This window comes from Convivina intestini (genome assembly GCF_003096575.1).
GTDB lineage: Bacteria > Bacillota > Bacilli > Lactobacillales > Lactobacillaceae > Convivina > Convivina intestini.
In genome coordinates, this window is the sequence record NZ_QEKT01000003.1 from 1 (window position 1) to 15304 (window position 15304).

12 protein-coding genes are annotated in these 15304 nt (G+C 40.9%); 11 read left to right on the forward strand and 1 reads right to left on the reverse strand.

The window, feature by feature from the left end; genetic code table 11:
• Positions 1-121: 121 nt before the first annotated feature.
• Positions 122-784, reverse strand: a complete 663-nt coding sequence (locus tag C7384_RS03425) for a hypothetical protein (protein ID WP_089938628.1) — start codon at positions 782-784, stop codon at positions 122-124.
• 247 nt (positions 785-1031) lie between these two features.
• On the opposite strand from C7384_RS03425, the gene C7384_RS03430 reads away from it, so the two are divergent.
• From C7384_RS03430 to C7384_RS03480, 11 genes are all read left to right on the forward strand, one after another.
• Positions 1032-1856 carry an NEAT domain-containing protein gene (locus tag C7384_RS03430; protein ID WP_089938626.1) on the forward strand — a complete coding sequence of 275 codons (825 nt, stop codon included), beginning with the start codon at positions 1032-1034 and terminating at the stop codon, positions 1854-1856.
• Between the two features lie 254 nt (positions 1857-2110).
• Positions 2111-4792 (forward strand): valine--tRNA ligase, encoded by a 2682-nt coding sequence (locus C7384_RS03435; RefSeq protein ID WP_089938624.1) that lies wholly within the window; start codon positions 2111-2113, stop codon positions 4790-4792.
• An 84-nt stretch (positions 4793-4876) separates the two neighbouring features.
• Positions 4877-5848, forward strand: a complete 972-nt coding sequence (locus tag C7384_RS03440; RefSeq protein WP_089938622.1) for a beta-ketoacyl-ACP synthase III — start codon at positions 4877-4879, stop codon at positions 5846-5848.
• Between the two features lie 167 nt (positions 5849-6015).
• Positions 6016-6816, forward strand: coding sequence for a CAP domain-containing protein (locus C7384_RS03445; RefSeq protein WP_089938620.1), 801 nt, complete (start codon positions 6016-6018; stop codon positions 6814-6816).
• Between the two features lie 205 nt (positions 6817-7021).
• The gene (locus C7384_RS03450; RefSeq protein ID WP_089938618.1) at positions 7022-9004 is read left to right on the forward strand and encodes an ABC transporter ATP-binding protein/permease; all 1983 of its coding nucleotides are present in this window, start codon (positions 7022-7024) and stop codon (positions 9002-9004) included.
• 106 nt (positions 9005-9110) lie between these two features.
• Positions 9111-10292: an LCP family protein gene (locus C7384_RS03455; RefSeq protein ID WP_089938617.1), complete on the forward strand. Its 1182-nt coding sequence runs from the start codon at positions 9111-9113 to the stop codon at positions 10290-10292.
• 80 nt (positions 10293-10372) lie between these two features.
• Positions 10373-11302 carry a Ppx/GppA family phosphatase gene (locus C7384_RS03460; protein WP_089938615.1) on the forward strand — a complete coding sequence of 310 codons (930 nt, stop codon included), beginning with the start codon at positions 10373-10375 and terminating at the stop codon, positions 11300-11302.
• Entirely contained in the window at positions 11295-12527 is a 1233-nt protein-coding gene (locus C7384_RS03465) for a hydroxymethylglutaryl-CoA reductase, degradative (protein WP_243400709.1), read from the forward strand. Before C7384_RS03460 ends, C7384_RS03465 begins: the two co-directional genes overlap by 8 nt.
• Positions 12517-13470: a nitrate ABC transporter ATPase gene (locus C7384_RS03470; protein WP_089938610.1), complete on the forward strand. Its 954-nt coding sequence runs from the start codon at positions 12517-12519 to the stop codon at positions 13468-13470. Before C7384_RS03465 ends, C7384_RS03470 begins: the two co-directional genes overlap by 11 nt.
• Before the next feature lie 8 nt (positions 13471-13478).
• Positions 13479-14186 carry an NAD-dependent protein deacylase gene (locus C7384_RS03475; RefSeq protein ID WP_089938608.1) on the forward strand — a complete coding sequence of 236 codons (708 nt, stop codon included), beginning with the start codon at positions 13479-13481 and terminating at the stop codon, positions 14184-14186.
• A gap of 21 nt (positions 14187-14207) precedes the next feature.
• Positions 14208-15122: a cation diffusion facilitator family transporter gene (locus C7384_RS03480; protein ID WP_089938607.1), complete on the forward strand. Its 915-nt coding sequence runs from the start codon at positions 14208-14210 to the stop codon at positions 15120-15122.
• Positions 15123-15304: the final 182 nt, after the last annotated feature.

A 15304-nucleotide genomic window follows, 5' to 3' on the forward strand; every position in this document is an offset into this window, starting at 1 on the left:
GGTCAATTGCTTTTAATTTAGTTGCCAGTGAATATTTCGCCATGATAAAAGGCGCCCCCTAGTTTGGATTTCTCCAATCTAGGGGGCGCACTTCAGCCGTAGCTTGCTTTTTTGTTTTAATTTATTGAGCTAGCTCAATCATAACGTCGCGTTGATCATCACTGACATTACCAGCAAAATTAGGAGATGCTAGATGAGTAGCACCGCTACTATCTTTTACCATGTAAAAAGTAGCATGCGCCATATCAGGACCGGCACTTGGACCAGCAATTTGTTTTCCAACGCTAATTTGCTGAATGGCCTGGACGGTTTGAACTGAATTATCAGTGGCACTAAAGACTCGAACTGTTTTACCGCTGATGCTGCTGACTTGAGCACTAAAGGACATGGGATCAGTATTTTGACTGGCATAGCTTGCGCTAGCAAAGCTGATATTTGGATTAGCACCGTTTATATCGGTTAATGTAACTGACTTTGGTAGGTTAAGACCATTGTAGTAATAGGTCATTTGACTGGCCTGGCTGGTAGATGGCGTTGCTTTTGTCTTATCTTTGGCTTGACTGGTCATGCTACTACTTGATCCAGCTTTACTTTTAGCAGAACTGGTACTATCAGCTTGACTAGTTGTTGTTTGGCTATCACTGTCTTTAGCACTGTCCTTACTACTAGAACTTACTTTACTAGTAGTAGCGTGATGGAAGACACCAGTTTGGGCGCTAACACCATAAATTACCCCACCGGATAGGACAGCTACTAGCGTAACAACCATTACTTTCTTGTTCATATCTATCTCCCTGCTTGATTTGGTTTATACTTATTAGCTTTATCTTATCATAGCTTTACCGATATGAATCGCTTTGGTTCGTAATAAAGTAGTCCTTGATTTTCAGGTTGCATTCACAGTGTTAAAAATTTAAAATAGTCGGTATTAGGGCGTTTATGCCTTTTTCACGTTGGCTAATAAATAGGATGATTTTTAAATTGGTTTAGTTTGGAAAATATCTGAATAAATATCTTACACCGGGGGAATTATGAAGTTAAATAAATTGTGGGGGATTGGGTTCCTTGTACTGCTCAGTAGTGCTTTTTGCTTATTATTTTCTAACTCTGCAGCAGCTGATGGAGAAGATTTTAGTGTTTCTTATCGAGTCATCAAAAATGGTAGTACGGGTACTTCAATGGCGGACCAATATTTTGTAAAGCCGGGTCGTGCTACTTTGGTTGGTGACCACTATGAGGTAACCCTGGTTGTTAAAACTGATCATAGCTTGGGGTTATTTCCGGTTACGGTAACCGAGTTTAATGGACAGACGCCATCGGTTTCAAAGAGTACCCAAGACAACACAGATTTATATCAATTTACATTTACGGCGACATCTTTGAGCCAACGTTTAACTGGACATATGTCAGTTAATATCCCGGCCATTCGTTACGACCACGTGTATGCCTTTGATATTGAATTTAATAGTAATGGTATTCCTGTCCCTGGTGGTGATAAAAAAGATAATAAGTCTGCTACGAGTCAAAATGACGCCAATAATGCTAATGCCGGTGTGAATAATAACAAGGGCGATAACAGTAATAGTAGTGATGTAATGACTGGTGATCAGGCTAGTGCTAGCGCGCAAAGTAGTCAAGAATCTATGTCAATTCAAGAGAGCCGCTCTTCGGTTGTTTCTGAGGTAAATAAGCCCCAAGTAACGCCGAAAGCAGCTATTAAAAAAGATAAGAAGGATAAAGCAGCTAATAAACCCTTACCATGGTGGCCCTTTGCTTTAATCGTCGGGGTAGCAGTGATAATCGGGATTATATCTGAATTCCGTTTCCGTTTTGGTAAAGGCCAGTCGGATGAATAAATTTAAGGCTTGACGCAGTTTAGTTATTTGTATAAGATTGAAAGCATCTTAGAGGAGTAAGCAAATGTTCCTATTGTAGAGAACTGGTGGTTGGTGTAAACCAGTTAGGGCACTGCTGAAGGTTGCTAAGGGCTTTGATTAATTAAAAATAGATTTAAGTGGTCATCCAGGTGATGACAATTTAGGTGGTACCACGTGTAAGCGTCCTAATCTTAGTTGATTAGGGCGCTTTTATTAGAAGGAGGAGAATTTATATGCGTGAAGTTAATATGTCAACCAAATATGATCCTAATGCAGTTGAAAATGGGCGCTACCAGCATTGGCTTAGTAAAAAACTATTTGCTCCGGAAGCTAATCAAGCCATTCAGGGGAATGAGCCTGAGCCTTATTCCGTGGTAATTCCACCACCTAATGTAACTGGAAAGTTACATTTAGGTCATGCTTGGGATACTACTTTGCAAGATATGATTATTCGTCAAAAACGGATGCAGGGTTTTGATACTTTGTGGTTACCTGGAATGGACCATGCCGGTATTGCTACCCAAGCTAAGGTGGAGCAACGCTTGCGTGGTGAGGGTATTAGTCGTTACGACTTGGGCCGCGATAAATTCGTTGAACAGGTTTGGTCCTGGAAAAATGAGTATGCTAGCACCATTAAAAAGCAATGGGGTAAGTTAGGGCTTTCTTTGGATTATGGTCGTGAGCGTTTTACCTTAGATGAAGGTTTAAACCAAGCTGTTAATAAAGTTTTCATTGATCTCTATAATAAAGGGCTGATCTACCGCGGTGAATATATTATCAACTGGGATCCACAAGCTCGAACGGCTCTGTCTGATATTGAAGTTATTTATCAAGACGATCAAGGGGCTTTCTATCATGTGAAGTACCCCTTTGTTGATGGTACGACTTTTGATGGTAAAGATTATATTGAAATTGCTACTACTCGTCCAGAAACCATGTTTGGAGATGTAGCGATTGCGGTTAATCCAACTGATGAGCGTTACAAGGACTTAATTGGTAAGCAAGTTAAGGTGCCCTTGGTTGACCGCGTTGTGCCAATCATTGCCGATGAATATGTTGAAAAAGACTTTGGAACGGGGATGGTTAAAATTACACCAGCCCATGATCCTAATGATTTTCAGGTAGGTAATCGTCATAATTTGGAACGTATTAACACGATGACTGAAGATGCGCATCTAAATGAAAATGCTGGTAAATATGCTGGTATGGAACGTTTTGAAGCTCGTAAAGCGATTGTCAAGGACTTAGAAGATGATGGCTACATGTTAAAGGTTGATCCTTTGACCCATTCGGTTGGTCATTCAGAGCGAACTGGGGTTCCAATTGAATCGCGCTTGTCAACGCAGTGGTTTGTTAAAATGGAACCTTTGGCCAAACAGATATTGGCTATGCAGCAAAATCCTGATGAAAAGGTTAATTTTGTGCCGGGTCGTTTTGAAGATACCTTTACCCGTTGGATGGAAAATATCCGTGATTGGGTTATTTCCCGTCAACTATGGTGGGGACATCAAATTCCAGCTTGGTATAAGAATAAAGGAACGGCTCAAGAAGAGCTTTATGTCGGAGAGGAGGCTCCTGGAGCTGACTGGGAACGCGATCCTGATGTCTTAGATACTTGGTTTTCTTCCGCACTTTGGCCATTTTCAACAATGGGCTGGCCTAATGATTTGGAGGGGGACTTCAAGAAGTATTATCCAACTGATACTTTAGTAACCGGTTATGACATTATTTTCTTCTGGGTTGCTCGAATGATGTTCCAAGGAAAAGAGTTTACCGGCCAACGGCCATTTAAAAATGTCTTGATTCATGGTTTGATTCGAGATGGTGAGGGTCGTAAGATGTCCAAGTCCCTTGGTAACGGGGTTGATCCAATGGATGTCATTGAAAAGTATGGGGCTGATGCCTTGCGCTGGTTCCTAGCTACTGGTTCTACGCCAGGACAAGACGTTCGCTTTACTTATGAAAAGATGGACGCGGCTTGGAACTTTATCAATAAAATTTGGAATGCTGCTCGATATGTCATTATGAATTTGGATGATGATACTGAGGCTAAGGTTCCAGCTGCTGATCAACAAAGTTTAGCTGATCAATGGATTTTGTCTCGTTTGAATAGTGTAGTAATTAAGGTAACCCGTAATTTTGATAAGTTTGAATTTGGTGAAGCTGGTCGAGAATTATACAACTTCATCTGGTCTGATTTTGCGGATTGGTACATTGAAATGACCAAAGAAACTTTGAATGGTGAAGGTGATAAGACTGCCGTTCAACAAACTTTGGCCTATGTTTTGGACCAAACGCTACGCTTGTTGCAGCCAATCATGCCCTTTATGGCTGAAGCAATTTGGCAAGAAATGCCACAACAGGCTGGTCAGGACGCTGATTTGGCTATCTCAGCCTACCCAACTGCTCAGGCGCAATTAGCTAATCCAGCAGCTGAAGAAGCTTTCAAGTCTCTCCAGGACTTGATTGTTGCGGTTCGGAACATTCGTGCCGAAGCCAATGCACCAATGTCTAAGGGAATTGACGTCTTAATCAAAATTAATGATGTAAAATTGAAAGAAATTTTCAATGAAAATGCTGATTATATTAATCGCTTTGTTCATCCACAGTCATTAATTATTGATGAAAATGTTGAAGTACCGCACTTGGCCATGTCACAGGTTATCACGGGGGCTGAAGTATACGTGCCACTTGCTGGCTTAATTGATATTAGTGCTGAAATTGACCGTTTAGAAGGTGAAATTGATCGCTTCACTAAGGAAGTACAACGAGCTCAAGGTAAGCTAAGTAACGAAAAGTTCGTTAACTCTGCTCCTGCCAAGGTCGTAAATGGTGAACGTGAAAAATTGGCTGATTGGCAAAGTAAATTGGCTGCCACTCAACAACGAGTAGCTACTTTGAAAGCCAACTCATAAAAAGAAAGCCCGCAGGGGCTTTTTATGTTAGATTAATATTAGTTTTTATAATTGATGGATAAATTATAAATGTAAGGGAAGAACATGCCAGGAACTAGGATAATAGCCAGTGGACATTATGTCCCTGAAGATATAGTGACCAATCATGACTTGGCGCAATTAATTGATACTACTGATGAATGGATTCAAAGCCATACAGGCATTAAGGAGCGCCGGGTCTCCTTACAGGGTGAAAATACCAGTGACTTAGCGACTAAAGCAGCTCAAATTGCTTTGCAGCGTGCTAATCTTAGTCCAGAAAAACTGGCCTTTATCATCGTGACCACATTTACGCCAGATGGTTTGGCTCCGTCAACAGCTGCTTTAGTTCAACGTAACTTGGGAGCTACTAATGCCTGGGGATATGATTTATCAACGGCCTGTGCGGGTTTTGTATTTGGCTTAAGTACCGCGGATAAGCTTTTGCAAGCCGGTAGTGGTGAATATGGATTAGTAATTGCTGCTGAAGTAAATTCTAAGATGATGGATTTTAAAGATCGAGCTAGTACTGTTTTCTTTGGGGATGGCGCTGGTGCTGTAGTTTTGCAAGCTGATCCTAACGGCCAACAGGTAGTAAGGGAAGAATTGCATACTGCTGGAAATGACCATGTCGTTCACTCTGGTCGGATTATGCCACTTCAAAGTCTCTCAGCGGATAATTATCCGAAGATCGATGCCTTTGCCCAAGAAGGTCGGTTGGTTTATCAAGAGGTTACCGGACTAATCCCAGATCACATTCGGACCTTTTTACGAAAAGATTATCTGAAACCAGATGATGTGGATTACTACATTGTTCATCAGGCTAATTTACGTATTATTGAAAAAATTGCTGAAAGTTTACAGCAACCGATTGAAAAATTCATTTGTAATGTGCAGCAATATGGCAATAGTTCTTCAGCGGGCATTGCCATGGCCTTTGATCAGCTTAATCAACGAGAGGATCTTACAGGTAAAAAAGTACTACTAACAGGATTTGGCGCAGGATTCACCTATGGCAGCCTTTTATTAAACTTATAACTCAAGTTATTGTAATATTTAAGAAATATTTGAAATATTATAGCAACATATTAGAAAAATATTTGTTATATATTATCGGTAGAATGTGAAATGTCCAAAGGTTAAGACTTTAACTTGTGGTACAAGATAATAAGTAGAAAACAAACAAAACGGAGTATATTATTCTCATGAAGAAACATATCAAGAATACGATTTTGGCTACCGCTGCCGGTGCCGCTACCTTTACTGCAGCTGGTGTTTCAGCATCAGCTGATGACGTTACTATTAAAGCTGGTGATACTTTGTCACAGTTAGCTGTTGACAACAACACTACTGCTGATGCCCTTGCTGATTTGAATGGTATTGCTAACAAGGATTTGATTTTTGCTGGTGATACTTTGAAGGTTGATGGTTCAGCTGCTAAGAAGTCAGCAACGCCAGCCGTTGCTGCTCCTGCAGCCTCAACTACTCCAGCAGCTCAAGCTGCAACTAGTCAAGCTGTAGAAGCTCAAAGTGCTACTACTTCTGAATCAACTGCCCCAGCTGCAGCACAACAACCTGCTAGCGCTTCAACTGCTGCTAGTCAACAGACTGCGGCTGCAACACCAAGTACTGCTAGTGTTGATGCTAGTTACTCAGCTGGTGCTGATGGTTCAATCCAAGCTATGGTTGATTCTATGAATGCTAAGCGTGCTGCTCTTGGTTTGGCCCCAGTTCGTTACGATGCTAGCTTGGCTGCTACTGCTCAAGCTCGTGCACAAGAAGCTGCTGCTAACGATGGCTTGCCAAGTGGTCATTTCCAACAAGTTGCCGGTCCTGAAGTTGTTGCTATCGGCTTTGACCCATCATCAGTTGTTGATGCATGGTACAACGAAACAAACATGATTACTAATGGTACTCCTAGTCACCGTTTGTGGGTAACTAACGCATCATTTAGCCGTGTTGGTTTTGCCGTAGTTGGTTCAACTATCGTTGGAATCGCTGGTTAATTATTAGAAAACTTTATTTAAAGCTACCGCTTATGCGGTAGCTTTTTTTGTGATATTAAAAACTTTCCTAAAAAACATTCCTAATGTTGACAGGTTTCCTTAGTAGTTTATAATGAATTGGTATGTAAAGAGGGCTTATTTTCATCACAATTTAGCCGATTTAATATGATAAAGCAGCTGTCGAAAGTGAGATTGTGACGGGCTAATGGCATTTTTAGAACTACATAAAATTACCAAATCCTATTACTTAGGAAAACAAGAATTTCCCGTTTTAAAAGGGATTGATTTATCTTTTGAAAAAGGTGAATTTGTTTCAATTTTAGGGGAATCTGGTGGTGGGAAATCCACCTTAATGAATATAATTGGTGGTCTGGATCGTAATTTCCAGGGAGAAGTGGTAGTTGATGGGCATCTTCTAGACCATCATCAAGCCGGACAACTAGATAATTATCGCCGACAAACAATTGGTTATATTTTTCAAAGTTTCAATTTGATTAATTATCAGACTAATTTGCAAAACGTCGAAACCTCTTTGAACATGACCACCTTGAGCGCTACGGAACGTCATGAACGAGCAGAGTTACTGCTTCGAAAAGTTGGTTTAGGAGAGCATGTTCATAAATATCCTTCTCAACTATCAGGGGGACAAAAACAACGTGTTGCCATCGCTCGTGCTTTAGCTGGTGATCCAGATGTGATCATTGCCGATGAGCCAACCGGTGCCTTAGACTCTGTTAACACCGGTGAAGTGTTGGTTTTACTACGCCAAATTGCCGAAGAGGGTAAGTTGGTCATAATGGTGACCCATTCAAAGGAAGTTGCTGATCATAGTAGCCGTATTCTATACATGGAAAATGGGCATATTGCCCGGGATCGGAGCTTAAATGAACATCATCGGATTCAAAATCCGATGTACCATTTAACATCACGGCCGTTATCACCAGCAACAATTTGGTCAATGGCCTATGAACATTTGCGCTATAACTGGCTGCAAAGCTTGTTAATCATTTTGGGATCAGCGATTGGTGTTTTCTCGGTAATTCTATTCTTAGGATTAGGAAATGGTGTTCAAGGGTATATTAATCAACAGGTTGGGCAGTTAGCTAACCCTGATTATCCAACTGTTTATCGTAATTTATCCAAGGATAGTAAACTTAACGCGGTTGAGCAAATTGATAACACGCAAAAAGTGATGGCGACTAACTATGCTAGTACAACCATTAATTCGGATTACTTGGATAAATTAAGTAAGTCGCAACATGTGAAAAATATTTATCCGGCTTACATGTTGGCCACAGCTAATTTTAGTTATCATGATGTTAAGGTTGGATCAAATTTCCGTTCTTGGGCCCCCAACCTATCAACTGAATTACTTAAAAAGGGCCGTAAGCCCCTGCATTCAGGTGAAATTGTTGTTTCCAAGAACTTTGCTAGCAAAATTGGTTCGAATTGGACTAAGGCAATAGGCAAGGAGATTGAGGCTGAATATGTGGCTGTCGATGCCGATAATAACCCTGTCAACGTTACGGCTAAGTTAAAAGTTGTGGGTATTACCGACGGTAATCAGGCGGCTGAAGTTTTTGCGGTTTCACATGATGAAATGAAAGCTGAATTGGCTGCAGCCGGAGCGTTGACCGATCCAAACTTTGTGGCGGTTAAAATAGATAAAACTACCAACGTTAAAGAAGCTGTTCGAAAAATTAATTCAATCAAAATTAATGGTATGCAAGCTTTCGTTGCTGCTTCCATGGATGATGTCTTAGAAACAATTTATCGTATTACTAATTTAGCAACCTATGTTTTGGCGGCCATTTCTGGTATTTCATTATTGGTTTCAGCCATTATGATTATTGTGACCACGTATATGTCAGTTGCCGAACGAACGAAGGAAATTGGGGTTTTGCGGGCCTTAGGTGCTCGTCAAAGTGATATTAAGTATCTCTTTACCAATGAATCTTTGTTGATGGCGATTGTCGCTGCGATTATCGGTATTATTTTAGCCTTTATCGGTCAAGCGGTCATGAATAAGCTTCTATATTCACTGATTACTTATAATATTGTTCATATTTCTGCTGTTAATGTCTTAGAAGCAGTGGCCATTAGTATCGTGATTACCTTAGCAGCTAGCTTTGTGCCATCACGTAAAGCGGCTCGCTTAAATACAATTGAAGCGCTTGCAAATGATTAAGATTAAAAGATCTCCTCGGAGGTCTTTTTGTTGTTAGTTGAGCTATTCGCAACGTGATAATGTTTAAGGTATAATATTTGTATCTAAATATTGGAGTAGACAGACCATGGACGAAAATAACTACAGTCGCTCTTCGCGCCGTAAAGAAGAGGAGGCTAATTTTGACGAGAAAGGGCCGCGTCGGCCGCACCGTCGGCGTCGGACACGCTGGCTTGGCTGGACTTTATTAATCTTGCTAGTGGCCGCGATTGGCGTAAGTGCTTTTTTCTTCGCTGAATTTAAAAGTTCAGTTGAAAGCATGCAACATTCGGCTAAAATTACTAAAGCGCGGGATGTTAACCAATTGGTCAAAGAAGGTAAGCCATTTTCAGTTTTGGTCTTGGGAACCGATGTGGGCGAGTTGAACCGTGATCGTGATGGTTTGACGGATTCAATGATGATTTTGACGGTAAATCCAACTAAACAAGAAGTCACGATGACTTCGATTCCACGTGATATTATGGTATCAATTGTCGGTGCTGAAGAAACCTTCCCGCAAAAAATGAATGCCGCCTATCCCATTGAAGGGGTTGGAGCAACCATGCAGACTGTACAAAATTATTTGAATGTGCCAATTGACTTCTATGTTTTGGTCAATATGAAGGGCTTAGAAAGCTTAGTTGATCAGGTGGGTGGGGTTTCGGTAGATTCACCGCTTGATTTCCAATATAGTCAAGAAACAGCTCACGCTGAGGGACCAAATTTGTATCGATTCCACAAAGGAAGTTCTCGTTATGAGCATTCTGATGATAATGGTAAAACCTGGTCTAAGAGTAAAACTGTGATGGACGGCGATGCCGCTTTAGCCTTTTCACGAATGCGTTATGATGATCCTGATGGCGATTATGGTCGTCAATTGCGACAACGTTTGGTCTTAAAGGCTCTTATGAAAAAGGCAGTTAACCTTAAGAATTTGACTAATCCTAAGTTCATTAAGACCGTTTCTAAAAATGCCCAAACTGACATCTCCTTTGATAATGTCCTGAAATTAATTACCACTTATCGAGTTGCTACGAAAAATCAAGTTTCTGATAACCTTCAAGGGCAGCTGGACATGTATGGCGGTATTTCTTATCAAATGGTACCTAAAACTGAAAAGCAACGGATAACTGATAAAATCCGTAACCAGTTAGCATTAGAGCCCAAAGATACTGGTACCCAATTTGGTGGACAAGTACCATCCTATGGGGCTCGAATCGCTAGTGATAATCTAGCGCTGATTGGGGAACAATATTTACCTAATGAGTAGAATATTAAAGCGCTTCGGCGCTTTTTTTGATTCGTAAAATTCGTGTTATACTGGAAAAAAGCTAAGGATAAGGCATAGAAATGGCATATTTGGGTATTATTGATTTAGGGAGCAATTCCGCTCGAATGGTTATTGAGGATTTGCATCCGGATGGTAGTTATACTGAGATTCTACGGGAGAAAACTGACACTCGGATTGCACAAAATATGGGTTCGTCATTGATGTTACAACCGGAGCCAATTCGTCGAACCATTGCCGTACTAAAGGAGTTTAAGGCACATTTGGATCAGTATGGACCCTTAGCCACCAAAGCAATCACCACGGCGGCAGTCCGTACGGCAAAAAATCAAGCCGAATTCCTGAATTTAGTACAACAAGAAGTTGGTATTGAATTTGAAGTTTTGACTGGTACCCAGGAAGCACATTATGATTACTTGGGTGTGATGGCGACCTTAAGTGACATTCAAAATGGGGTTATTTTAGATACCGGTGGTGCATCGGTTGAATTAATTGGCTTTAAAAATCGACAAGAACAGCATGAAATTAGCCTACCTTTTGGGGCAGTGAATCTATCTGAAAAATATCAATTAGCTGATGATGTTCAACAAGCTAATATTGAAGCCGCTTGTGCTTCAATTAATCAGCAGTACCAAGAGCTAAAATGGTTGGATAATTTTAAAAATGATTCGGTTATCTTGCTCGGTGGCGCCAATCGTTCCCTAGCTCGTGTAGCACGTGCCTTTAATGGTGAACGCCAAATTAACAATATCCATGGCTTTACAATGTCACGGACCTTAGTGGAACAGCTATTTGACCAAATTCGACAAACGAATCGAGCTGGTCGTGAAAAAATAGCAGGATTAGAAAAATCACGAGCTGATATTATCATTAGTGGATTACTTCCCCTCCTTAATTTAATGAAAGCAATTGATGCCCCCCAGGTTATTTTCTCCGAAAGTGGTGTTAGAGAAGGTATCATTGCCGAAAGAGTATGTAAACTCGATGACTAAGAAGTTTTATGAAAAAACGCCGACAGAACGATTGAACCAATTATCCCTAACGGCAGAATTGCGTCAGGATTTTGCCGCTGAACAAAATTTAGTGAATGCAGCGATAGTCGAAAATTATATTACTGATTTTCGTGAACCCGAAGGGGTTTTGCAGCGTTTACAGGTTGATGGCCATTTTTATACGGTACCTATGGCCATTGAAGAACCTAGTGTAATCGCAGCAGCTAATAATGGCGCTCGAATGCTTAATTTTAATGGTGGCATTTTTACTGAAAAAATACAGTCAGCAGCGTTGACGCTTGGACAGTTACTATTTGAGGATGTCAATGTTACTGCTTTACATGAATTTATTGATCAATATACAGCTGAAATTCAACGAGTAGCTGATCAAGCTAAGCCGTCAATCGTAAAACGCGGTGGGGGTCTAGTCAAGGTTCAACTACGTGAGTTAAGTCAAAAACTGGTAAGTGTTGACTTTTTAATTGACACCAAAGAGGCAATGGGAGCCAACATTGTTAATACAATTTTAGCGGCCGAAAAAGAATTCTTTCATCCCTTTATACAGCAGTGTTTGGGCGCAATCTTGAGTAATGATGGGCGCAATAATTTAACCAAGGTTCAAGGAAGGGTTCCCTTTGCCGTGCTTGGCGGGGAAGTAGTAGCACACAAAATCGCAGCGCTTAGCCGGTTTGCCAAAGTGGATTCCTACCGGGCGGTTACAGAAAATAAGGGGATTTTTAACGGGGTGGGCGCCGTGGTATTGGCCACTGGAAATGACTGGCGAGCTGTCGAAGCCGCCGGGCATGCCTATGCTAGTCAATTGGGTTCATACCAGAGCTTGAGTCAGTGGTCAATTGATGCCAATCAGCAGCAGTTAGTGGGTGAGCTAGTCTTACCGTTGCCAATTGGTAGTATTGGTGGTGCTATCACGGCCTTGCCCCAGGCCCAACGCAATTTAGCCTTATTAGAACAACCATCCGTTCAAACCTTACGTGAAATTATTGCTGGTGTTGGTTTAGCACAAAATTTAGCGGCCCTTAAAGCGATTGCCAGTGAAGGAATTCAGGCTGGGCATATGCGAATGCAATACCGGGCTTTAGCTCTTCAAGTTGGTGCTCAACCACATGAAGTGCTGCCCTTAGCACAGCGTTTGAGTACACAAAAAACAGTTGATACCCAGCTAGCTAGTCAAATATTAGAGGAGATACGTCGTCATGAATCCTAAAATTCAAACCCTTTTAGACCAAGTTAACCAAGTTTATCCAGGTCAAGTTATAACCCGAGTTGGTCAAGAACATGATGGTCGATTACATTTAGACCGAGTCAGCCAGTCTACCTTGGCCGGTCGGATTTTAATTGAATTAGCTGATAGTACAGCGGCTGACTTTCTTTTGGGCAATGAGCTGTTAAAAATGCTATTAACCTTAAATGGTGCTATACCACAGATTTTTTTTGCTGTTACTTTTGATAATGAACAACTTGATAATCAGTTAATTCAGATTGCTACGCGGATGCACCGGGTGGTGGTGCATACGATTACTTATCCGGAATTAAACCAGCATGGTATTATCACTGTGGAAACGGTTTCGGAATACTTAGCTGGTGTGCACGAAGAGCTAAGTCCAGAGACTGAGCAACAAGATCCAGAAACCTTGTGGCGGCTATTAGTGCTCATGGATGCTTTAGTGTTTGGCCACACTTTAAATGATAATCAAGCCTTTTTCGACGACTTAAAAGCTAATTATCCACGAGCATTTGCGGCTGCTCAAGCAATCGTTAGGCCATTTTGGTCAGTTGACTTCAAGCAGCCACGACAGACCAGAAAGCAAATGGTAAGAGTGTTTGATGCTGTGGATAAAGCCTTGTATAACTGGCAGTTACCAACGGTTAATGCCCGCGAGTATGTAACGCTAACCAGTGTCCTATCGAAAAGGCAGTTGAGTTTACCAGTTCGGCAAGTATTTGATATCTTTCACACAGAAATGCTTGATTTTCAAACCAAAGAAACTGCTTATGTAGGCCTTAACAAGGGTGATCAGCAAAATAGTTTTGTCATTACCCCACCACAAAATGAAGCCGATCGACCGGCATTTTTCCAGCAACTATATGCTTTGCCGGTACAAGACTTATTTAAACAATTGGCTTTGCCATACATAGAAAGGGGGTGAATTAATATATGTTAGTAACACCAGCTATTCAGGCTAAATTTGACCAAGCCCAAAATATTCTTTTTATGACTGGCGCCGGTATTTCAACCTTATCAGGGATTCCTGATTATCGTTCTAAAAATGGGATTTATGATGGGGTAAAACTACAGCCGGAGTACCTTTTGAGTGCAACTGCTTTTGAGCGTGAACCTGAAAAGCAATATCAATTTATGATTGATAATATGTACTTTCCAGATGCTCAGCCCAATATTATCCATGATAAAATGGCGGCGCTCACGCAAGCCAAACGTGCTCGAATTATTACGCAAAATGTTGATGATTTGCACGTGAAGGCTAATAGTGATGCTCAACGGTTAATTCGTTTTCATGGCAGTCTCTATGAAGTCTATGCGCCAATTGATAACCAACCGGTACCATTTCAGCAGTATTTAAAATCCATGTATCGGCCTAGTGATGGGGCCAAGTTACGACCACGGATTACCTTTTATGAGGAAATGCCTTTTGGGGTTAATGAATCAGCCCAATGGGTTGCAGCGGCAGATTTAATCGTGGTTGTTGGAACCAGTTTCAAGGTTTATCCATTTGCTGGTCTATTACAATATGCTAATCCACAAGCGACCCTGATGTCAGTTAATTTAGAATTGATTAATGCGCCTTTGCAGGTTGAACAGGTTGTCGGGGATGCTGGTGAGTTTTTCCAAGAATTACAGATTTAAAAGGGGATGTAGGAGGAGTTTATGAGTGACACACATGATAATGCGGTGAAACAAAAGCCGTATATTATCGGAATTGTAATTAATTTAGTGTTTGTTTTAGCAGAGATTGTTTTTGCTCAAATTGCGCATTCAACAGCATTATTTGCGGATGCCTTTCATAATTTGAGTGATGTTTTGGCTTTGGTAATTGCTTGGCTAGCTGTGGTCGTTTTTGGTTTACGGGCGACTAAGCAACATACTTATGGCTGGCATAACGTTTCGATTTTAGCCAGTATTTTCAATGCCCTATTACTGCTAGGGGCTGTGGTAACAATTTTTTATGAAGGTATTCGAGACCTCTTTTTTGTTACACCAGAACATACAACTGGTTGGATTGTGACCGTTGTGGCTGCTATTGGAATTGTGGTGAACTTTTCCACAGCGATGCTCTTTAAAATTTCTGGAGCGCCAGATGAGCATGGCCATCACCATGGCCAAGATCTAAATGCTAAAACAGCGTACTTACATTTACTGGCTGATGCCGGCGTTTCTGTTGGGGTTATTTTGGCCGGATGGCTAATCCAAATGACTGGTTGGCAGATTATTGATCCAATCGTGTCATTAATTATTGGTGTGATTATTTTGGTAACAGCCTGGCCAGTGATGAAGTCGACTTTTAATTTAGCTATTAATGGTGTGCCAGATAATGTTGATGAGGAAGAAATTTATCAATATTTGAATCAGCATGCGGGAATTCAAGAATTACATGATTTGCACATTTGGCCATTATCGACAACTGAATCGGCTTTGACCGTTCATTTGGCAGTGGAAAATCCAGCCGATGCTCAAAATATTTTAGAGGACGTAACCGACCAGTTGCGTAGTCACTACCATATTTCGCATGTTACGATTCAAATCGAAGGACCTTGGCATGAAACAAATTGTAATTCGATTTAGTTTTAAAAAAATTATTTTATTTTAATAAATACTCTTTAATAGCTTAATTTTATTAAGAATGTAATATTGTAATTTATCATTAGATAAATGTTGCGCCTTCCTTTACTTGACGCAAGCGTAAACTTGTGTATGATTATAGATGTACTTAGGCACTGATAGATGGGTTAGGTAGCTTTCATAAG